This window comes from Streptomyces sp. NPDC101227 (assembly GCF_044767545.1).
Classification (GTDB): Bacteria; Actinomycetota; Actinomycetes; order Streptomycetales; family Streptomycetaceae; genus Streptomyces.
In genome coordinates this window covers 35,649-56,943 of the sequence record NZ_JBIWOD010000020.1, presented here as the reverse complement: position 1 = coordinate 56,943, position 21,295 = coordinate 35,649, and the positions used below count along the sequence as shown (strand labels likewise).

Annotated in this window: 16 protein-coding genes; 11 read left to right on the top strand and 5 right to left on the bottom strand. The window is 68.4% G+C overall.

The window, feature by feature from the left end; genetic code table 11:
• Positions 1-318: 318 nt before the first annotated feature.
• The gene (locus ACIRPT_RS34000) at positions 319-1,218 is read left to right on the top strand and encodes a hypothetical protein (protein WP_403834313.1); all 900 of its coding nucleotides are present in this window, start codon (positions 319-321) and stop codon (positions 1,216-1,218) included.
• 31 nt (positions 1,219-1,249) lie between these two features.
• A complete protein-coding gene (locus ACIRPT_RS33995) occupies positions 1,250-1,792 on the top strand; it encodes a hypothetical protein (protein ID WP_403834311.1) in 543 nt (180 codons plus the stop codon).
• Positions 1,793-2,225: 433 nt separating this feature from the next.
• Here the strand turns inward: ACIRPT_RS33995 and ACIRPT_RS33990 are convergent, their stop codons facing one another.
• Positions 2,226-3,755 carry a helix-turn-helix domain-containing protein gene (locus ACIRPT_RS33990; RefSeq protein WP_403508336.1) on the bottom strand — a complete coding sequence of 510 codons (1,530 nt, stop codon included), beginning with the start codon at positions 3,753-3,755 and terminating at the stop codon, positions 2,226-2,228.
• Between the two features lie 127 nt (positions 3,756-3,882).
• On the opposite strand from ACIRPT_RS33990, the gene ACIRPT_RS33985 reads away from it, so the two are divergent.
• The 3 genes from ACIRPT_RS33985 to ACIRPT_RS33975 all read left to right on the top strand — a co-directional run bounded on the left by ACIRPT_RS33985 (position 3,883) and on the right by ACIRPT_RS33975 (position 6,202).
• Positions 3,883-4,920 (top strand): DUF1648 domain-containing protein, encoded by a 1,038-nt coding sequence (locus tag ACIRPT_RS33985; protein ID WP_403834309.1) that lies wholly within the window; start codon positions 3,883-3,885, stop codon positions 4,918-4,920.
• A gap of 1 nt (position 4,921) precedes the next feature.
• Positions 4,922-5,281, top strand: coding sequence for a GntR family transcriptional regulator (locus ACIRPT_RS33980; RefSeq protein ID WP_403508340.1), 360 nt, complete (start codon positions 4,922-4,924; stop codon positions 5,279-5,281).
• Positions 5,282-5,350: 69 nt separating this feature from the next.
• Complete coding sequence (locus ACIRPT_RS33975) at positions 5,351-6,202, top strand: hypothetical protein (RefSeq protein WP_403834307.1); 852 nt, start codon at positions 5,351-5,353, stop codon at positions 6,200-6,202.
• Between the two features lie 63 nt (positions 6,203-6,265).
• On the opposite strand, the gene ACIRPT_RS33970 is transcribed toward ACIRPT_RS33975, so the two are convergent.
• Together ACIRPT_RS33970 and ACIRPT_RS33965 are read right to left on the bottom strand one after the other, a co-directional pair.
• Positions 6,266-7,180, bottom strand: coding sequence for a sigma-70 family RNA polymerase sigma factor (locus ACIRPT_RS33970; protein ID WP_403834304.1), 915 nt, complete (start codon positions 7,178-7,180; stop codon positions 6,266-6,268).
• 220 nt (positions 7,181-7,400) lie between these two features.
• A complete protein-coding gene (locus tag ACIRPT_RS33965; protein WP_403508346.1) occupies positions 7,401-7,856 on the bottom strand; it encodes a carboxymuconolactone decarboxylase family protein in 456 nt (151 codons plus the stop codon).
• 355 nt (positions 7,857-8,211) lie between these two features.
• On the opposite strand from ACIRPT_RS33965, the gene ACIRPT_RS33960 reads away from it, so the two are divergent.
• Entirely contained in the window at positions 8,212-9,066 is an 855-nt protein-coding gene (locus tag ACIRPT_RS33960; RefSeq protein WP_403834484.1) for an NAD(P)H-binding protein, read from the top strand.
• Between the two features lie 12 nt (positions 9,067-9,078).
• Here ACIRPT_RS33960 and ACIRPT_RS33955 read toward each other — a convergent pair whose 3' ends face one another.
• Positions 9,079-9,459 carry a hypothetical protein gene (locus tag ACIRPT_RS33955; protein ID WP_403834302.1) on the bottom strand — a complete coding sequence of 127 codons (381 nt, stop codon included), beginning with the start codon at positions 9,457-9,459 and terminating at the stop codon, positions 9,079-9,081.
• Positions 9,460-9,841: 382 nt separating this feature from the next.
• Between ACIRPT_RS33955 and acnA the strand changes: the two genes are divergently transcribed.
• Positions 9,842-12,556: an aconitate hydratase AcnA gene (acnA, locus tag ACIRPT_RS33950; RefSeq protein ID WP_403834299.1), complete on the top strand. Its 2,715-nt coding sequence runs from the start codon at positions 9,842-9,844 to the stop codon at positions 12,554-12,556.
• 193 nt (positions 12,557-12,749) lie between these two features.
• Entirely contained in the window at positions 12,750-13,595 is an 846-nt protein-coding gene (locus ACIRPT_RS33945) for an NAD(P)H-binding protein (RefSeq protein ID WP_403834296.1), read from the top strand.
• Positions 13,596-13,706: 111 nt separating this feature from the next.
• On the opposite strand, the gene ACIRPT_RS33940 is transcribed toward ACIRPT_RS33945, so the two are convergent.
• Positions 13,707-17,156: a GH92 family glycosyl hydrolase gene (locus ACIRPT_RS33940; protein ID WP_403834293.1), complete on the bottom strand. Its 3,450-nt coding sequence runs from the start codon at positions 17,154-17,156 to the stop codon at positions 13,707-13,709.
• A 466-nt stretch (positions 17,157-17,622) separates the two neighbouring features.
• Between ACIRPT_RS33940 and ngcE the strand changes: the two genes are divergently transcribed.
• From ngcE to ACIRPT_RS33925, 3 genes are all read left to right on the top strand, one after another.
• Positions 17,623-19,062, top strand: coding sequence for an N-acetylglucosamine/diacetylchitobiose ABC transporter substrate-binding protein (gene ngcE / locus ACIRPT_RS33935; protein ID WP_403834291.1), 1,440 nt, complete (start codon positions 17,623-17,625; stop codon positions 19,060-19,062).
• Positions 19,063-19,174: 112 nt separating this feature from the next.
• Entirely contained in the window at positions 19,175-20,098 is a 924-nt protein-coding gene (locus ACIRPT_RS33930) for a carbohydrate ABC transporter permease (protein WP_403834289.1), read from the top strand.
• Positions 20,098-21,033 carry a carbohydrate ABC transporter permease gene (locus tag ACIRPT_RS33925; protein ID WP_403508362.1) on the top strand — a complete coding sequence of 312 codons (936 nt, stop codon included), beginning with the start codon at positions 20,098-20,100 and terminating at the stop codon, positions 21,031-21,033. Before ACIRPT_RS33930 ends, ACIRPT_RS33925 begins: the two co-directional genes overlap by 1 nt.
• Positions 21,034-21,295 lie beyond the last annotated feature (262 nt).

Here is a 21,295-nt window from a genome sequence, read left to right as displayed (position 1 = left end):
GGTCCGTGCCGGCGGCAATGGTATGGGCGAATCGCGGTATTTTGAGATCGTCAGACCGCTGCTCTGGACATCTTGCCAGGTGGGAGGCGGTGTTGCAGGAGGACGGGAGAATCCGGTTGGGGGTGTGGGAAGTAGGGGAACGCGGTTGTCCCTATCAGGCCATCCCGTGAATGCTGTGCCGTGTGCCACGGTGAAGGCACTTACGATCATGTAGGAACGCGGAGCCTGAGAGCGGGGGAGGCGGGCGTGGCCCGGACAGTACGCAAGCGAACGGTCTTCTTCTTCGAGGTCGTTGAGGCCAAGTGCGGTCAGCCGCGCATGGCTCACCAGGACTGGCGGAGCTTCCTCGACCGGGTCACGGCCTCGGAGTCGTACGAGCGCGTGGTCCGCAGCGCGGATGATCAGCTGGTCGGGGTGATCGACTCAACTGTCCCTACTGATCATTTGCAACTCGCCAAGATCACCGGTGAGGTGCCGCACCAGCTCGACCGGAGCAACGGAACAATTGAGGCGCTTCAGGTCGCGGCAGGCAAGGATGTCGTCCATGTGACGACGATCTGCTTCCTTCCGTACGCCAACATCATTGGGGTCCTGCCCGGAGGCTTCTCGGCGCCGCGGGCGAGTGCCATCACCAAGTGGCTGAACGGCGTTGGTCTGCCATGGGGTGAGGTGGTGCTCAAGCCGGTCATCCACGTGCGCGCTCGCGAGAAGCTCAACCGCATCGAGGCGGTCACCGAGTTCACCGTGCAGTTGGAGGGGGCTCCGGCCGACACCGTCAGTGCCTTGAGCGCCCACGGTGGCCTTGCTGATTCGCTGCGGAGCTTCGGGCAACGGCATCCTGACACTTCCATCACGCTCTCGCTGAAGGTTCCCCAGCGTGGCAGCAGGCTCTCCGCGATGCGCAGGAATCGGGCCGCGACCGAACTGCGCACTGATGTACTCCAGTTCATGCCGGATCTGGACGAATGGGTGGACGAGTCCGGAGTGATCCGGTCCGTGACCGGCACGGTCGCGGTCCGGGACCCGCACCGTCAGTCCCTTGAGTACGAGCCGCTCGACTTTCTCGCCCACCGCATCACGGCCCAGTGCGATGTCCCGCTCGCTTTCACCGACGGACGGTCGGTCGATCTGCGGTACGCCGTCGACGAGATCTTTGCGGCGGCCCGTGCGCATGAGCAGGCGCTACAGGAAGCATGTCAGTATCGGCCGCTAGCCTGAGCAGCAGTTCAGGGCTGAGGTTGGGGGCGGCGTGCTGGATTGGCTGTGGCGGCGCTGGGTGGGTCGACCAGTGGTGGACCTGGTGATCGCAGGTGCAGTGGTCGGCCTGCACGTGGCGGTTGTACGGATCACGGGCGCGGGCGATGTGCTGGGATGGCCCGGCAGGGAGCAGAGGATCGCGGTCTATACGACGACGGCGACCGTCGTCGCGATCATCGGCAGCTTCATCACTGCGGCCGTGACCCTGTACGCCGCGGCCACAGGTCCCCGCATGCGGGTGTTGCGCACGCACCCTCAACAGGGCCCGGAATTCCGGCGGAATTGGATGAGCATTCTCAGCGCGACACTGGTGGTCTCCGGTCTGTGCCTGCTCGCTGTAGCCCTCGACACCACGGAGCACGATCCGGTCGGAGCGCACTGGTTGGCCGAGGGCGCGGCAGCCCTGGGGGTGGCGCGCGCGGTGCGGTTGATGTGGCTGTTCGGCAAGGTCATCATCGGCAATGACCTCGACCTCGGCGACGCCCGGGATCCGGCGTCGCAGCCCTCAGCGCCGGTGCGGCAGCCGGGGGCGTGATCGCGGAGCCCAGTGCAGCTCGAAGGCGTTCGCCGAGGCCTGCCGCACCGCTGGGGTCCGCCGGTCTATGAGGGCTGCCGGATCGAGCGCGGCAGATGCTGTCGCCGAGTCGTTCTTCGCCTCTCTCAAGCGGAAGATCCTGTCCGGTCGGCGCGGCTGACACACCGAACGAGCCGCTCAGCTCGCGGTGCTCCGCTGGCTCGGCTTCTACAACCACAAGCGGAGGCGCTCGGCGCTCGGCTGCCTTGCGCCCGTCGTGTTCGAGTAGAGATCAACTATGCTGCCCATCGCTGCATGACAACGGTGTCCACGATCACGGTGGAAGCCCCCAGTAGTAAAGCCCCAGAGAAATCCCACTGATGCTGCCGCACCCCGTCCTGCCTCACATTCGTGCAGGTCAGACCGAGCGCGGCGGCACCCTTTCGCGGAGTTCTCAGATGTCCCGGAAGATCTCGATCTGCGCCCCGATGGAGTTGAGCCGCTCCGCCAGGTCCTCGTAACCCCGGTTGATGACATAGACGTTGCGCAGTACGGAGGTGCCCTCGGCGGCCATCATCGCGAGGAGGACGACGACGGCCGGGCGCAGGGCCGGGGGGCACATCATTTCTGCGGAGCGCCAGCGGGTGGTGCCCTCGACCAGTACGCGGTGCGGGTCGAGCAGTTTGACCTGGGCGCCCAGGCGGTTGAGGTCCGTCAGGTAGATCGCGCGGTTGTCGTAGACCCAGTCGTGGATGAGGGTCTGGCCCTGGGCGCTGGCCGCGATGGCCGCGAAGAAGGGGACGTTGTCGATGTTCAGGCCCGGGAAGGGCATCGGGTGGATCTTGTCGATCGGGGCCTGGAGTTTGGAGGGGCGTACGGTCAGATCGATCAGCCGGGTGCGGCCGTTGTCGGCGGGGTACTCCGTGCTGCGCTCGTGGTCGAGGCCCATCTCCTCCAGGACGGCCAGCTCGATCTCCAGGAATTCCACCGGCACCCGGCGGATGGTCAGCTCCGACTCGGTGACGACCGCCGCCGCCAGCAGGCTCATCGCCTCGACCGGGTCCTCGGACGGCGCGTAGTCCACGTCCCGGTCGATGTGCGCGACGCCGTGGACGGTGAGCGTGGTCGTGCCGATGCCCTCGACCTTGACGCCCAGCTCCTCCAGGAAGAAGCACAGGTCCTGGACCATGTAGTTGGAGGAGGCGTTGCGGATGACCGTGACGCCGTCGTGCCGGGCGGCGGCCAGCAGGGCGTTCTCGGTGACCGTGTCGCCGCGCTCGGTCAGTACGATCGGGCGCTTGGGGGCGACCGTGCGGTCGACCTCGCCGAGGTAGGTGCCGTCGGTCGCGGTGATCTCCAGCCCGAAGTGCCGCAGCGCCGTCATGTGCGGCGTCACGGTACGGGTGCCGAGGTCGCAACCGCCCGCGTACGGAAGCTTGAAGCGGTCCATACGGTGCAGCAGCGGGCCGAGGAACATGATGACGCTGCGGGTGCGGCGGGCCGCTTCGGTGTCCATCGCCTCGAGGTTCAGCTCGGCCGACGGGAGGATCTCCAGGTCGTTGCCGTCGTTGATCCAGCGGGTGCGGACGCCGATGCTGCCGAGCACCTCGAGGATGCGGTAGACCTCCTCAATGCGGGCCACCCGGCGCAGAGTTGTGCGGCCTGCGTTCAGCAGCGTGGCGCAAAGCAGCGCGACACAGGCGTTCTTGCTCGTCTTGACGTCGATGCTGCCGGACAGTCGACGGCCGCCGACCACCCGTAGATGCATGGGCCCGGCGTAGCCGAGCGAGATGATTTCACTGTCCAGCGCCTCGCCGATGCGAGCGATCATCTCAAGGCTGATGTTCTGGTTGCCGCGTTCGATCCGGTTCACCGCGCTCTGGCTGGTGCCGAGCGCCTCGGCGAGCTGCGTCTGTGTCCAGCCCCGGTGCTGTCGGGCGTCACGGATGAGCCTGCCGATGCGTACGAGGTAGTCGTCTGCCATGCAGTGACCGTATCTCAGATATGAGATGGATGCGTGTATTGACGATGGTCGGATTGTCTAGTTCTCTGTTCTATTCCTCCCCCCAGTTGTTCTACTAGTATGCGAATAACTACAACGGGAGGTTGTCATGGCCGACATGAAGGCCGGGAAGACGGGAGAGGCGAGGGGAGCGGGGGAGGAGTCCTCGGGCTCGCCCGAGCCGGCCTCCGGGCCGCTGCGGAGTTGGCTTGCCGCATTCCCCTTCATCGCGTCCCTCGCGTCCGTCGCGGGCATCTACGCAGCGGTCTCCGACCGGCTGCCCGAGCCCATCGCCACCCATTTCCACGGCCTCGACGGACGCGCCGACGGCTACTCCTCCACCCAGGGCTTTCTGACCGGGACACTCATCGCGACCCTTGTGCTGGGCGTCGGCCTGGGCGTCCTCGTCCGGCTGCGCAGCACCGCGCCGGGCATCCGCTGGTCGATATCCCTCGGATGGGGGGTCGCCACCCTGCTGGGCGCCCTGACATCCGTGACGCTGCTGGACAACGCCGGTGTCACGGACGCCGCGGAGGTGCGGCTGCGGCTGTGGCAGGTGGCGGCGGCGGTCGCCGCGGCCGTCCTGTGCGGCGCTTTGGGCTGGCTTCTCGCCGGTCCCGACCGGCGGCCGCCGTCCCCGCAGGCCGGGGGCCGTGCGCAGCGGCTCGCCCTGGCCCGCGGCGAGACGGCCGGCTGGTCGCGTTCCATCAGCTCGCCGCTGCTGGTCATCACGAGCGTGGTGCTGCTGGCCGTGTCCGTGGCGGTCGCCTTCACACCCGGCCGGCTCGCCGCCGTCGTCCTCTTCCTCTCCGTACCGATGGTCGGGGCGCTGGCCTCCGTACGGGTGACCGTGGACCGGCGTGGACTGGCGCTCGCCTCGACACTGGTGCCGTACCCTTTCCGGCGCATCAGGCTGGACCGGGTCGAGGAGGCCACCAGCCGGAGGATTGTCCCGCTCGTCGACTTCGGCGGCTGGGGCTATCGGGTCCGGCCCGGCCGCAGCGGTCTGGTGCTCCGTTCCGGTGACGGGCTGGTGCTGCGGCTCACCAACGGGCGGGAGTTCGTGGTGACGGTGGACGATGCGGCCACCGCCGCCGCACTGGTCAACACCTATCTCGACCGTGCGCGGGAAAGGCAAGGGGACTGAGATGCTCTTCCGGGTCGACCCCGGCTCCGCCGTTCCGCTCGGGGACCAGATCGCGGCATCGGTGCGCGGGGCCATCGCCGACGGCTCGGTGCACGCCGGGGAACGGCTGCCGGCCGCCCGTGCGCTCGCCGCGTCCCTGGGGGTGAACGTCCATACCGTGCTGCGTGGCTATCAGCGCCTCAAGGAGGAGGGGCTGATCGAACTCCGCCGCGGCCGCGGCGCGGTGGTCACCGGCGCCGCGTCCCCCGCCCGTGCCCGGCTGGGCGAGGCCGCCGAGCAGCTGATCGCCCAGGCCCGCCAACTGGGCCTGTCGGACGAGGAGATCGTGACGGTGGTGCGGGTGGGGCTGGCGGGGCGATGAGCACTCGTCCTCGTCGCGTGGTGCGACCGGGCCCGCGGCGGCCTCTTCGGCGACGGCTACATTGGCGCCGTGATCTCTCGCCCCTCCCGTGACGGAGCCTCAGCACACCCCGGTCCCTCTCGCCGGCCCCGTTCCCGTGTCCTCGCGCTGAGCGCCGTACCGGTGGTGGCGCTGCTGGCCGTCGCCGGCTTTGCGCCGCTGCCGTACTCCGTCGCGCGGCCCGGTCAGACCACGGATGTGCTGGGCCCGTACGGCGGCGACGAGGTCATTTCCGTCAGCGGCGCTCCGGTGCGCAAGACCAGCGGCCAGCTGCGGATGGTGGCGATCCAGGCGACCGCACCACGGGTCGATATCCGCTTGGCGGATGTGATCGGCGGCTATTTCCGTGCGGATCGCGCCGTGATGCCCAGTGATGCCGTCTTTCCGCCCGGTGCGTCCGATGCGCAGGTCGCGGCGCACAACGCCGCCGATATGAAGAAATCGCAGAATGCGGCGGTGGCGGCCGCGCTCGGATTTCTGAAGAAGGACCCGGACCGGGTGAAGGTGAAACTGAAACTCGACGATGTGGGCGGGCCGAGCGCCGGTCTGCTGTTCGCCCTCGGCATCGTCGACAAACTGGACGGCGATGGCGGCGGTGGGAGCGGGAGCGGTGACGGCGGTGGTGATCTCACCGGCGGGCGGAAGATCGCCGGTACGGGCACGATCGACGCCGACGGCGCGGTGGGCGCCGTCGGCGGGGTGGCGCTGAAGGCGCAGGCGGCCCGGCGCGACGGAGCGAGCGTCTTTCTCGTGCCGAAGGCGGAGTGCGAGAGCCTGCGGGGCGCCCCCGACGGGTTGCGGCTGATACCCGTCACGACCCTCAAGGGCGCCGTTCACGCACTCCGCGAGCTGGACAACGGCGGTCCGGTACCCGCCTGTTGACCCTGGTCCCCCGGCCTCTGCCTGTAGTTCCCGGCCCGTTGACCTCGCCGGGCCGGGCACCGGTCAGAAGGCCGTCACATCGAGCCGCCCCAGGCGCTCCGCGTCCGCCAGGATGTTGATCTCGACGACCCTGCCGTCCGCGATGGTGAATCCCATGACGGCGACCGCCCGGCCGTTCTGGACCGTGACCACCCCCGGCACCCCGTTCACCAGCGCCGGTCGCGCGAGGTGGGCGAGGCGGGAGAACATCAGCGCCTGCTGCACCACGGCCCGCGCCCCGCGCACCACCTTCGACAGGTCCACCGTGCCGCCGTCGGCGCGCAGCAGGACCTCCGGGTCGAGGACGGCGAGCAGTGCGTCGAAGTCGCCGTTCCGGGAGGCGGCGAGGAAGGCGTGGACGACCTCCCGCTGGCGGGGCAGGTCGGCGTCGGGTGCCGCCGTGCCCTGCACCCGGCGGCGGGCGCGGCTGGCGAGCTGGCGGGTGGCGGCGGGGGTGCGTTCCACGATGGGGGCGATGTCGTCGAAGGGCACGGCGAACATGTCGTGCAGGACGAACGCCAGCCGCTCGGCGGGGGCCAGCGTTTCGAGGACGACGAGCAGCGCCAGCCCGACCGAGTCGGCCAGCAGCACCTCCTGCTCGGGGTCGATGCCCTCCTCGCGGCTGATGACCGGCTCGGGGACGTGCACCTCCAGCGAGTCCTCGCGCAGGGCCTTGCGGGTGCGCAACATGTCCAGGCACACCCGCCCGACGACCGTCGTGAGCCAGCCGCCCAAGTTGTTGACACCGTCCGCCCCGGAGCGGCTGAGCCGCAGCCAGCTCTCCTGTACGGCGTCATCCGCCTCGGTCAGCGAGCCGAGCATCCGGTAGGCGACCGCCCGCAAATGGCCGCGGTTCTCCTCGAACCGCCGGGCCAGCCACTCGCTCTCGCTCCCGCCCTTCTCGTTCCCGCCCTCGGTCTGCTTCCCGAACTCGTCCATCGCTCACATTCCTCCGTTGCGTGCCGTCACTGCAGTGACGGACGAGCGCCGGCCGATGTGACACGAGGACGTGCGAGGCCGGCGCGATCGCTCCATCCTCGCGGATGATCACGCCGACCGAACTGCTCTTGCGCGGACTGCCGGTTCAATGCGCTTCCGGTTCAATGCACCACCGGTTCATGGCGACTGCCGGTTCATGCCGGCAACCGGTCCCTGCCGACTACCAGGTCGCGCCCGCCACCTGCTGGGTGGTGACGTTGAGGCGGTTGAAGAGGTTCGTCAGGCCGATCATCAACGTCAGCGCGGCGAGCTGCGGCTCGTCGTAGTGGCGGGCGGCCTCGTCCCAGACGGCGTCCGGCACCGGGTCGGACCGGTCGGCCAGCCGGGTGGCGGCCTCGGCCAGGGCCAGCGCGGCCCGTTCGGCGTCGGTGAAGTACGGCGCCTCCCGCCACGCGGCCACCGCGTGCAGCCGCTCGTCGGTCTCGCCCGACTTCTTGGCGCTCTGCGCGCCGCCGACCACGCAGTAGCTGCACCCGTTGATCTGGCTGGCGCGCAGATGGACCAGCTCCAGCGTCGTGCCCGGCACACCACCCTTCTTCGCGGCCTTGACCACGTCGAGGATGGCCGACATGGCGTCGGGGATGACCACGGCCGGGTTCTGCATACGTGCCTGCATCGGTGCTCTCCTTGGTATTCCTGCGCCTTGCGCATCGCTCGATTTCGTCGTCATCGCACTGACGGATCGCGGCGCGCGGATGTGACAGGCGACGGCAGACGAATGCGAGGCGGCGGCCGCGGCGCGCGCAGGGTGGCCGTCGGTCTCCTTGACCTCGAGCGCGGTTGAGCTCTTAGCGTTCGGCTGTACCGGCCGGCAACGGGCGGCCGATGCCCGGGAGTCCGGCGGAACGAGGGTTCGGCGGAGGGGGCTCGGCATCCCGGGACCTCGGCAGGCCAAGAGGCCAAGAGGCCAAGAGGCCAAGAGGCCAAGAGGCCAAAAGGCCAAAAGACTCAGAGATCGGGAGATGACGGCGATGATCCTCGTGACCGGCGCGACCGGAAACATCGGCACCGCACTGCTGAGGCAGTTGAGCGACCGCGGCGCCGGGCCGTTGCGGGCCCTGACCCGCAACGCCGCACGGGCCACGTTCCCCGCGGGGGTCGAGGCCATGGCGGGCGATCTCGCCCGGCCGGAGACGCTCGGGCCCGCACTGGACGGGGTCCGCGCGCTGTTCCTCGTATCCGGCATGGGTGCCGACGCCGATGTCCTCGCGGCCGCGCGGCGAGCGGGTGTGGAGCATGTGGTGCTGGTGTCGTCCATCACCGTCCAGACCCATCCCGACCTGCCCGCCGCCCGCCAGAACCTGGCCGTCGAAACGCTGCTCCGGGACAGCGGCATGGCCTGGACGATCCTGCGGCCGACCCAGTTCGCCTCGAACGCCCTGTGGTGGGCGGAGTCCATCCGCGTGCACGGGACGGTTCACGCGCCGTACCCGGACACGGGGCTGCCCACCATCCACCCGGGCGACATCGCGTCGGTGGCCCGGCTGGCCCTGACCGAGCCGGGTCACCGGGGGCAGATCCATGCGCTGACCGGCCCGGAACGCATCACCGCCCCGCAGCAGGTCGAGGCCATCGCCGCGGCTCTGGGCCGAGACCTGACCTTCGTCGAGATCAGCCGGGAGGAGGCACACCGCCGGATGGCCCCCGTCATGGGGAGCGAGACCGCCGATGCCGTCCTCGACGTCACCGGCGGCGATGTCAACGCCGACCTGTCGGCGGTGCGCGACACGGTGCCACGGCTCACCGGCTGCCCGGGCACCCCGTTCCGCCGGTGGGCAACGGAGAACGCGGCCGCCTTCCGCGCGGCCGCGCCCGCCGTCGGCTGAGCCCGCTACCCGCTACCCGATGACCTGCTGACGCGCCGCTCGCCAGTCCGCTGCCGCCGTCCCGCTGCCCCGCCGTACCGCTGTCCGCTGCGCGGTGGCGCACTTCTCGTCCTTCTTCACCACCGTCAGCGTGATCTTCAGCTCGTCCATCCGGGCCCCGGGCGCCGGCTGCTGGTCGCAGACCTTCCAGCTGGCCGGCCACAGCACATGGCGGCGCCTGCCGAGCCCGTCCGCGAAGTGGATGCCGGTGTTGTAGTGCAGGTCCTGATACGCCGCGACCAGGCCCTTGCCCTTCACGTTCGGCATCTTCTCCGGGCCCGGGTCGGCGTGCGCCGGCGCGGCCGGCGACACGGCGGCCAGGGCCAGCGCTGCGGTGATGACGGTCTTCTTCATGACCGGAGGAATGACCGCTCCGGATGCCGGTCACGCCCCGGCCGACCTGATCGGCCCAACTTCGAGGCGCGCTCCCCGTCGGATGCTGACCCGGGGCTGCGTAGCCGCTGACCAGGCGACGACGCGAAAACGCCTCGATCGGCCGAGACGGGACGAGACCGACCACCGGCCGGGGCATGACCTCGCCGCACCGATGTATTAGAGTTATCTCGACATCGAGATATCTACCAAGAGGCGTACCGCTGCCGCGCCAGTAAGGCATGCCTAACTTAGGCACACCTTAGCGGAATGGCAAGCACCTGTGGCGGCACCGTGCGGCGACAGCCGCATAGGGTGCACAGCGCGGTGGTACGCGCGAAATTCATGCATGAAGGAGACTGTCGTGTCGGCGAACAGCTTCGACGCCCGCAGCACCCTGCAGGTGGGCGACGAGTCGTACGAGATCTTCAAGCTGGACAAGGTCGAGGGCTCCGCCCGTCTGCCGTACAGCCTGAAGGTGCTGCTGGAGAACCTGCTCCGCACCGAGGACGGTGCGAACATCACCGCCGACCACATCCGGGCGCTCGGCGGCTGGGACTCCCAGGCCCAGCCCAGCCAGGAGATCCAGTTCACGCCGGCCCGCGTGATCATGCAGGACTTCACCGGTGTGCCCTGTGTCGTGGACCTCGCCACCATGCGTGAGGCCGTGAAGGAGCTCGGCGGCGACGCCGACAAGATCAACCCGCTGGCCCCGGCCGAGCTGGTCATCGACCACTCCGTCATCGCCGACAAGTTCGGCACGAAGGACGCCTTCGGCCAGAACGTCGAGCTGGAGTACGGCCGCAACAAGGAGCGCTACCAGTTCCTGCGCTGGGGCCAGACCGCGTTCGACGAGTTCAAGGTCGTCCCGCCGGGCACCGGCATCGTCCACCAGGTGAACATCGAGCACCTGGCGCGCACGGTCATGGTCCGCAACGGCCAGGCCTACCCCGACACCCTCGTCGGCACCGACTCGCACACCACCATGGTCAACGGCCTCGGCGTGCTGGGCTGGGGCGTCGGCGGCATCGAGGCCGAGGCCGCGATGCTCGGTCAGCCGGTCTCGATGCTCATCCCGCGCGTCGTCGGCTTCAAGCTCACCGGTGAGCTCAAGCCGGGTACGACCGCCACCGACCTCGTGCTGACCATCACCGAGATGCTGCGCAAGCACGGCGTCGTCGGCAAGTTCGTCGAGTTCTACGGCGAGGGCGTCGCCGCCACCTCGCTCGCCAACCGCGCCACCATCGGCAACATGTCGCCGGAGTTCGGCTCCACCGCCGCGATCTTCCCGATCGACGGCGAGACCCTGAACTACCTGCGCCTGACCGGCCGCTCCGACCAGCAGGTCGCGCTCGTCGAGGCGTACGCCAAGGAGCAGGGCCTCTGGCTGGACCCGAAGGCCGAGCCGGACTTCTCCGAGAAGCTGGAGCTGGACCTGTCGACGGTCGTCCCGTCGATCGCCGGCCCGAAGCGCCCGCAGGACCGCATCGTCCTGGCCAACGCCGCGCAGCAGTTCGCGCAGGACGTCCGCAACTACGTGGACGACGCCGACGAGGCGGGCCAGGAGTCCTTCCCGGCCTCCGACGCCCCGGCCGTCCACAACGGCGTGCCGACCCGCCCGACCACGGTCACCGCCCCCGACGGCACGACCTACGAGATCGACCACGGTGCGGTGACGGTCGCGGCCATCACCTCCTGCACCAACACCTCGAACCCGTACGTCATGGTCGCCGCCGCCCTGGTGGCCAAGAAGGCGGTCGAGAAGGGCCTGACCCGCAAGCCGTGGGTCAAGACCACCCTCGCCCCGGGCTCGAAGGTCGTCACCGACTACTTCGACAAGGCCGGTCTGACCCCGTACCTCGACAAGGTCGGCTTCAACCTCGTCGGCTACGGCTGCACCACCTGCATCGGCAACTCCGGCCCGCTGCCGGAGGAGGTCTCCAAGGCCGTCAACGAGCACGACCTGGCCGTCACCTCGGTGCTTTCCGGCAACCGTAACTTCGAGGGCCGGATCAACCCCGACGTCAAGATGAACTACCTCGCCTCCCCGCCGCTGGTCGTCGCGTACGCCCTCGCCGGTTCGATGAAGGTGGACATCACCAAGGACGCGCTCGGCACCGACCAGGACGGTCAGCCGGTCTACCTGGCTGACATCTGGCCGACCGAGGCCGAGGTCAACGACGTCGTCGCCAACGCCATCGGCGAGGACATGTTCAACAAGTCCTACCAGGACGTCTTCGCGGGCGACGCCCAGTGGCAGGCGCTGCCGGTCCCGACCGGCAACACCTTCGAGTGGGACCCGCAGTCCACCTACGTCCGTAAGCCCCCGTACTTCGAGGGCATGACGATGGAGACCACCCCGGTCTCGGACATCGCCGGTGCGCGCGTCCTCGCCAAGCTGGGCGACTCGGTCACCACCGACCACATCTCCCCGGCCGGTGCGATCAAGGCCGACACCCCGGCCGGCAAGTACCTCACCGAGCACGGCGTCGAGCGTCGCGACTTCAACTCCTACGGCTCGCGCCGTGGTAACCACGAGGTCATGATCCGCGGCACCTTCGCCAACATCCGCCTGCGCAACCAGATCGCGCCGGGCACCGAGGGCGGCTTCACCCGCGACTTCACCCAGGACGGCGGGCCGGTCGGCTTCATCTACGACGCCTCGCAGAACTACCAGGCCGCCGGCATCCCGCTGGTCATCCTGGCCGGCAAGGAGTACGGCTCCGGCTCGTCCCGTGACTGGGCCGCCAAGGGCACCGCGCTCCTGGGCGTCAAGGCCGTCATCGCCGAGTCCTACGAGCGCATCCACCGCTCGAACCTCATCGGCATGGGCGTTCTGCCGCTCCAGTTCCCCGAGGGCGCCTCGGCGCAGTCGCTGGGCCTGACCGGCGAGGAGACCTTCTCCGTCTCCGGCGTGACCGAGCTGAACGACGGCACCACGCCGCGCACGGTCAAGGTGACGACGGACAGCGGCGTCGAGTTCGACGCGGTCGTCCGCATCGACACCCCCGGCGAGGCGGACTACTACCGCAACGGCGGCATCATGCAGTACGTGCTGCGGTCGCTGATCCGCAAGTAAGCGCAGTACGCGCAGTAAGCACCGCCTGCCGCGAGCAGGCACCGGCACAGCCGGATTGTCGGCGGGCCGCACTCCCCCTCACGGGTGGGGGTGCGGCCCGTCGGCTTGCGCGCGATGCCCGGCGGTCCCGGTCCCGCGCGCTACGGACCCGACAGGGCGGAATACTTCGCGCGCCGCCGAGGCTGACCCGATCATGAGTGAGATTCTTGTGACCGGCGCGACCGGCAACGTCGGCCGACACGTCGTCAGTCAACTCCTGGCCACCGGCACCGCCGTGCGGGCATTGGCGCGCGATCCCGAATCGGCCGGGCTGCCGGCGGGAGCCGCGGTCGTCGGCGGGGACCTGTCCCGGCCCGACACCCTCGAGGGGGCGCTGACCGGGAGCGACACGGTCTTCCTGATCTGGCCGTTCCTGACGACCGACGGCGCCCCCGCAGTACTGGAGGCGATGGCACGACATGTCCGCCGCGTCGTCTACCTCTCATCGTCGGGCGTGAACGAGGACGCCGAACGGCAGACCGACCCGATCAACCAGCTCCACGCCGACATGGAGCACCTGATCGAGAAATCCGGTCTGGAGTGGACCGTCCTGCGGTCGGACACCATCGCCTCCAACGCGCGAGGGTGGGCCGAGCAGATCCGCACCACACGCATCGTGCGCGGTCCCGACATCGCCGCCACGGCGGTGATCCACGAACGGGATGTCGCGGCCGTGGCGGTACATGCGCTGACCGATGACGGACACACGGGCGCACAACATGTCCTGACCGGCCCGCAGGTACTGAGCAGGGCCCAGCAGGTACGGACGATCGGTGAGGCGATCGGTCGCCCGACGCGCTTCGAGAAGGTCCCCCTGGAGGTCGCCCGAGCGCAGATGCTCGCCGACGGCAGGCCACTCGCTCTCGTCGAGGCCCTGTTGGGCAGCGCGGCAACGCGTCCCGAATCGCACGTGATCACCACCAGGGTGGAGGAGATCACCGGAACGCCGGCGCGCACCTTCCGCTCGTGGGCGGAGGAGCACGCGGACGATTTCCGCTAGTTCGCGGGTCCGGAGCGTGGTGTGGGCTCCGGCGAACGGGATCTCGCCAGGAGGCGAGCGCCGCCGGGTGTGGGGCCCGGCGGCGCTCGGATACGGCGGGGACCGCGGGCGTCAGTCCCCGGCGGCCGTGCCGGAGGGGCCGCCGGCCGACAGGAGTTCCACCTCCGCCAGGCGTGCCGTCGGCCCGCCTCCGAGGGGCACCAGGCGGTAGTGCGCGTACGACCCAGGGCGGGCGACGGTGAAGGCCTTGGTCTGGTGGTCCCAGCGGAAGGTCTCGCCGGTGCGTTTGTCGAGGTCCGTCCATGTCGAGCCGTCGGCCGAGCCTTGCAGCACCCACCCGGTGGGCGCCTTGTCGTGGTCCGACGAGGTGAGGGTGTACTGGGCCGCGCGCCCGGTGGCGGAAGTGAGGGGGAGGTCCCCGGAGGGTCCGATGGCGGCGTCCGTGGCGGAGGTGTTGTCCAGGAGGGCGGAGCCGCCCGGACGGGTCAGATCGCTTGCGGGGGACGGGATGCCGTCGCCCCGGGTGAGGGACGTCGGGCCGGCGTTCTCACCGCTGCCCCAGGACGAGGGCCGTGACCCCATCGCGAAGTCCAGCCGGGCGCCCCGGGAGAGGACCGAATGCGGCAGCGCGGTGGAATTCCAGGGCTTTCCATTGACCTTGAGGGACTGTACGTAGATGTTGCGCGCGCTGTTGCGGGGGGCGTTGATGGTCAGGTCGCGGCCGTTGTCCAGGTGGACGGTGGCTTTGGTGAAGAGCGGGGAGCCGATCGCGTATTCGCCCTGGCCCATGACCAGCGGGTAGAAGCCGAGGGCGCTGAAGACGTACCAGGCGGACATTTCACCGTTGTCCTCATCGCCCGGATAACCCTGGCCGATCTCGCTGCCGAGGTAGAGGCGGGAGAGGGCTTCTCGGACCCTTTGCTGGGTTTTGTCGGGTCGGCCGGTGGCGTCGTACATGTAGGCGATGTGGTGCGACGGCTGATTGCTGTGGCCGTACATGCCCATGCGGGTGTCGCGGGCTTCGGTCATTTCGTGGATGACGTCACCGTAGGAGCCGGCGAATTCCCTGGCGGCGGTCTCGGGTGTGGAGAAGTAGGCGTCGAGTTTCTTGGCGAGTGCGGACCGGCCGCCGTAGAGGTTTGCCAGCCCGCGGGAGTCCTGGGGGGCGGTGAAGGCGTAGGTCCAGGCGTTGGTCTCGGTGTAGTCGTTGCCCCAGACGCGGGGGTCGAATGCCTCGGGTGTCAGGCGCCAGTTGCCCTTGGCGTCCTTGCCCTGGAAGAAGCCGACCTTGTCGTCGAAGAGCGTGACGTAGTTCTGGGCGCGGTGCTGAAAGTACGCGGATTCTTCCTGGTAGCGCCGCTTGTGGGTTTTCTCGTACAGGGCCTTGCCCATGCGGGCGATGCCGAAGTCGTTGAGGTAGCCCTCCAGGGCCCAGGACATGCCTTCGCGGGTGTCGGTGCTCGTATAGCCGAGGAAGGGAGAGGTATCCATGCCCTTTCGGCCGACGCCGGGGCTGGGCGGTGCGACGGTGGCGTTCTTCACGGCCGCTTCATAGGCGGCCTCGGCGTCGAATTCCACGCCCTTGGCAAAGGCATCGGCGAAGGCCACGTCGGAACTCGTGCCGGTCATCAGGTCCGCGTATCCGGGGGAGGACCACCGGGAGATCCAGCCGCCGTCCTTGTACTGCTGGACGAATCCGTCGACCATTTTCCCGGCGCGTTCGGGGGTGAGGAGGGAATAGGCGGGCCAGGTGGTCCGGTAGGTGTCCCAGAATCCGTTGTTGACGTAGATGGCGCCGTCGACGATTTTCGAGCCGGTGTGGGTGGGGGTGTCAGGTCCGGTCTGCGGGGAGAAGGGGCTGGCGTAGCGGGTGCGGGAACCTACCTGTTCCGAACCGGAGTTGGGGTAGAGGTAGAGGCGGTAGAGGTTGGAGTAGAGGGTGGTGAGCTGGTCCCGGCTCGCGCCCTCGACCTCGATGCGGCCCAGGAGGCCGTCCCACTGGGACCGGGCGCGGTGCTCGATGGTGGAGAAGGGCGTGGCGGCCGGGATCTCCCGCGTCAGGTTCGCCTTCGCCTGCTCCACCCCGATCAGGGACGTGGCGATGCGCATGGTGACGGTCCGGTCGGCGCCGGGCTTGAAGCGGAGATAGCCGGTGACGTCCTTGCCCCCGCCTCCCCCGATCTTGCCGCCGCCGGTGACGGGCGCGTCGAAGACGCCGTAGACGAAGAGCCGGGTGGCGCCGACGGACAGGCCGCTCTTGACATCGGAGTAGCCGGTGACGACGCCCCGTTCGGTGTCGAGGGTCAGGCCGCCCTTGTTGTTGACGTTGTCGAAGATGAGGCTTGCGTCCTCGCCGGGGAAGGTGAAGCGCATCAGGGCGGCGTGATCGGTGGGGGTGATCTCCGTCTTGAGGCCGTTGTCGAAGGTGACGCCGTAGTAGTGCGGGCGCGCGGTCTCGTTGGCGTGGTGGAAGGGGAGGGCGCGGGCGGTGCGGGAGGCGTTCGGGATGCCGGTGGCGGCGGACGGCATGACCTGGAAGGTCTGGCGGTCGCCCATCCAGGGGCTGGGCTCATGGCTGGCGCTGAAGGCCTGGAGGGTGGGGAGGTTGTCGGCGTTGTTCTTGCGTGCGTACTCGTAGAGCCAGTCGGCGGAGCCCGCGTTGGTGACCGGTGTCCAGAAGTTGAAGCCGTTGGGGACGGCGGTGGCGGGGAAGGTGTTGCCGCGCGAGAAGCCGCCGCTGGAGAGGGTGCCGCGGGTGGTGAGGGCGTAGTCGGAGAGGTGGGGGAGTCGTTTCTCCGGCGGTTGCGGGGCGATGGTGACGTCGTCGAGCCAGCCGCGGAAGGCGGGTGCGGTGCGCGGCGCCTCGGGGGCGTCGTAGGCGATCAGGATGCGGTCGACGGTCTTGCCGGCGGCGACCGTGCCGATGCGCGAGGTGCGGTGGTTCCACTGGTTGGCGTAGAGGGTTTTGGCGGCGGCCTGGCCCTGTGGCGTCAGCGGGGCGCCGTACTGGTCGACGGCGCGCAGATCGCTGAGATAGGTGCCGTCGGTGAAGGCCAGGTCCACGGCGACATGGGTCGCGGGGTACGACAGGTCGGTGGTGGCCATCTCCGGGAAGAGCTTGTAGGAGAGGGAAGTCGCGGCCGTCACGGGGATGTTGACGTCGAAGAGCTTGTTGTACGCGTAGCCGCGGCCGGCGGCGGTGTGGGTGCCGGCGTAGCGCAGGGCGTGGGTGCCGGTGAATCCCGCGTGCGCTTTGGCGGTGGGGGAGTCGGCGGGGCCGGTGTCGGGCCGGCTGGTCATGCCGGGGGCCGCGCGGGTGCTCTCCGGGGTGACGCCGAAGGCGCGGGGCTTGCCGTCGGGGGTGGTCTCGACGGTGTCGGTCCAGGTCGGCGGCGGGTCGCCGGACTCGAAGGAGGAGCGGAACTCCGTCGCCGCCGGGGCCTTGCGGGGCGGCGCGGCCTGGGCCGGGCCGTGCGCGGTGATGACGAGCAGGGCGACCGCCGCGAGGGCGGCGGGGCGGGTGAATCCCCGCGGTGGACGGTGCCGGTGTCTGTGCCGCACGGTGAGCCCTCTCAACGGGGTTGACATCGTTGTCAGTTGAATGGCGCCGAGATACGCAGGGATGAGTGGCGATGAGCAGAGACAAGTAAGGGGGGTGGGGGGATTGGTGTCAAGGGTGCTGTTGCGGTCGGTGGGTCGCGGTACCGGCCATGCCCACGGCGCGTCGGCCAAAGGGGGATCGGGCCGCATGCCGGAGAGGTCTCAACTAGGGAAAGACGCCGTCCAACCCTGCATTCGATCTTGCCCCTTCGGCCGGAAGTGGACTATACCTGTCGGCATCCGAGCGGCCGGGCGACTGGGCCGCGGATCCGGGGGAGTGCGGGGGAATGGATGATTTCCCCGCGTCTCCCTAGCGCGTATCCCGCGCGTCCGGTGCACATCCCGTACAACTCAGCTTCATCTGACCTGCGGTGCCGGGGTGGCTCCGGTACACCGCCTGAGTCCTGAAGAAGGCGAGGACTTGAGCATGGGATCCACCTCAGAATTCAACCGCCGCGATCTGGTCAAGCGGGCCGCGGCCCTGGGAATCGTCGCCGTACCGGCCATGAGCATGTTGTCCGCGTGTGCCGGCGCCTCCAGCGGAGACGGTGACAAGGTCGCCAAGGGAAAGAAGACGGCGAAGAATCCACTCGCCGTCAATGAGTCCGCGGGGCTCGACGTCGTCATCTTCGACGGTGGATTCGGCGACAAGTACGCCAAGGACGCCCAGGCCGAGTACACCAAGGCGTTCCCCAAGGCCGACGGCAAGGTCAAGCTCTCCTCGACGCAGAAGATCCAGTCCACGCTCCAGCCGCGGTTCAACGGAGGAAATCCCCCCGATCTCGTGGACAACTCCGGTGCCGAGCAGATGGATTTCGGCACGCTGGTCGCCAAGAACCAGCTGACCGATCTGACGGCCCTGCTCGACGCCCCCTCGGTCGACGACCCGAACAAGAAGGTGCGCGACACGCTGCGCCCCGGCGTCATCGAGATGGGGCAGTTCGGCAGCAAGGAAACGTGGATCCTGTACTACGCGTACACGGTGTACGGCGTGTGGTACTCCAAGGGGAATCTGGGGAAGCTGGACGCGGAATACCCCGAGACCTGGGACGAGATGCTCGCGCTGTGCGCCAAGGCCAAGAAGAAGGGCATCGCGGGCTGGACGTACCCGGGTAAGTACCCCTACTACTTCCCGTTCAGCCTCTACCCGTTCATCGCCAAGATCGGCGGCGCGGAGGTGCTGCGGCGGATCGACAATCTGGAGCCGAACGCCTGGCACGATCCGGCGGTCAAGGCGGCTTTCGAGGCCTATTACGAGCTCTACAAGAAGGGGTACGTCCTCAAGGGCTCGCCGGGGCTCGACCACCTCCAGTCGCAGAACGCGTGGGCCGACGGCAAGGCGCTGTTCATCCCCAACGGTTCCTGGGTGGAGAACGAGTCGGCCAAGCAGATCGCGAAGAATCCGCACTTCGACCTCGCGGTCGGCGCACCGTCCAGCCTCTCCAGCTCGGACAAGATGCCGTACGGCACGATCTGGGCCTCCGGCGGCGAGCCGTACATCGTCCCGAAGGCGGCGAAGAACGCCGAGGGCGGCATGGAACTGCTGCGCATCATGCTCAGCAAGAAGTCCTCGCAGAATTTCATCAAGCAGGTCTCGTCCCTCACCTCGCTCAACGGAGGCACCGAGGGGCTGACGCTTCCGCCGGGCCTGGCCTCGGCGCAGGCGGTGCTGCAGAAGGCCGGCTCGAACATCGTCAACCCCCGGCTGCAGGACTGGTATGTGGCGCTGGAGAAGGAGCGGATCGGGGTCGGTGCGCTGGGCGAGATGATGGCCGGCCGGATGACGCCGGACGAGGCCATAAAGAAGATCCAGAAGTACGCGGACGACACCCGCGACGACTCCAGCGTCAAGAAGTACAAGCGCTGACCGATGAGTTCGCGGCGGCACCCCCTGGGCTACCTCCTGGGCCGGCCGGGGAGGTGGCCCGGGGTGCGTCACCAGCGGCGGCATCTCCAGGGAGAGAACGGGATCGGTAGTCATGCAGCACGGCAAATACCGTTTTATCGCGGGGTTCCTGCTCGTCCCGCTGGCGATTTATGCGATCTTCGTGATCTCGCCGTTCGTGCAGGCCATCTACTACTCCTTCACGGACTGGACCGGCCTGAGTCCGGACATGAAGATGGTCGGCTTCGACAATTACGTCCGGCTCTTCAAGGACGATGTCTTCTGGGCCGCCGTGGGCAACAGCGTCACGCTGCTGCTCCTGCTGCCGGTGGTGACGCTCTCACTCGGGCTCTTCTTCGCCTTCATGCTCAATGTCGGCGGCCGCCGGCGGAAGAAGGCGGTGATCGGCGGCGTACGCGGCTCGGGCACGTACAAGATTCTGTACTTCTTCCCGCAGGTGCTGTCCGTCCCGATCGTCGCCCTGCTTTTCCAGTTCGCCTACAACCCCGAGAGCGGCGCGCTCAACGCGTTCTTCAAGGCGATCGGTCTGGACAATGTGCAGCCGGACTGGCTGGGCGACCCGCAGATCGCGCTGTGGTGCGTGATGGGCGCAATGGTGTGGGCCAATGTCGGCTTCTATGTCGTGCTCTTCTCGGCCGGGATGAGCTCCATCCCGAAGGACTTCTACGAGGCCGCGCTGCTGGACGGCGCGAACCGTTTCAACACGTTCTTCCGGATCACCCTGCCGCTGCTGTGGGACACCGTGCAGACCGGCTGGATCTATATGGGCATCCTCGCCCTGGACGTCTCCGCCTTCGCGTTCGTGCAGATCATGAGCGTCGGTCCGGGCGGCCCCGACTATTCCACCGAGGTCCTTCCGCTGTACGTGTACCAGAAGACCTTCCGCGACGGTCAGGCCGGATACGCGACCTCCATCGGCGTTTCCCTGCTGATTGTGACCCTCATCTTCTCGGCCATCGTGATGCGGCTGGGACGACGCGAGCGACTGGAGTTCTGATGAGTGCGCAGACGGATCCCGCGGAGCTGCCGGGCGTCACGAAGGAAAAGCCGTCCGCCGGCCTTTCCGGGCCGCCGCGCAAGGAGCGCGCCCGCGGCAACGGCGGCGAGGGCCGGGTCCTCAACGTCTTTTCGCACGGCGTCCTGGTGATCTGGGGCCTGCTGGTCACCATGCCGCTGCTGTGGGCGGTGGTCAGCTCCTTCAAGGACGACACCGAGATCTTCGGCTCGCCCTGGGGACTGCCGTCGGTCCTGCATTTCGACAACTGGGCGCGCGCCTGGGACAAGGCCAACATGGGCCAGTACTTCCTCAACTCGCTCATCGTGGTGGGGGGTTCGCTGATCGGCACGATGCTGCTCGGGTCGATGGCGGCGTATGTGCTGGCCCGATTCGACTTCCCCGGGAACCGCTTCCTCTATTTCCTCTTCGTGGGGGGAATGGGCTTCCCGGTCATCCTGGCGCTGGTGCCGCTGTTCTTCGTCATGAAGAACATGGCACTGCTGGACACGTACCACGGCCTGATCCTGGTCTATATCGCCTATTCGCTGCCGTTCACGGTCTTCTTCCTCAGCGGGTTCTTCAAAACGCTGCCCACCTCGGTGGCGGAGGCGGCGCTCATTGACGGGGCCTCGCACACCCGCACCTTCTTCCAGGTGATGCTGCCGATGGCGAAGCCCGGCCTGATCAGCGTCGGGATCTTCAACTTCCTCGGGCAGTGGAATCAGTACCTGCTGCCGACCGTGCTCAATGTCGGTGACCCGAACAAGAAGATGCTGACGCAGGGGCTGGTGGCGCTGGCCGTGAGCCAGGGGTACAAGGGCGACTGGTCGGGGCTGTTCGCCGGCCTGACGATCGCGATGCTGCCCGTACTCGCCGCGTACATCATCTTCCAGCGGCAGGTGGTGGCCGGTCTGACCGCCGGAGCGCTCAAGTAGCACGTCACGCCGGATACGCGCCTTACACGCATAACGCGACATCCACCTCTTAAGCACCGCACACGCGATAAACGCCATAGGTGCAATACGCGCCATATTTTCCATACGTGCCATACAGGGGCCTCCCGCCGGTTCGCCGTGGGAGGCCCCGCCCTTGCGCGCCGATTTCCCACCGATTTCCCCGTACTTCTCCATGATCTCTTGGCCGCTCAAGGACTTGACGGGAGGTGGCCCGGGCGCGTCAGCTTAGATTCACATGTTG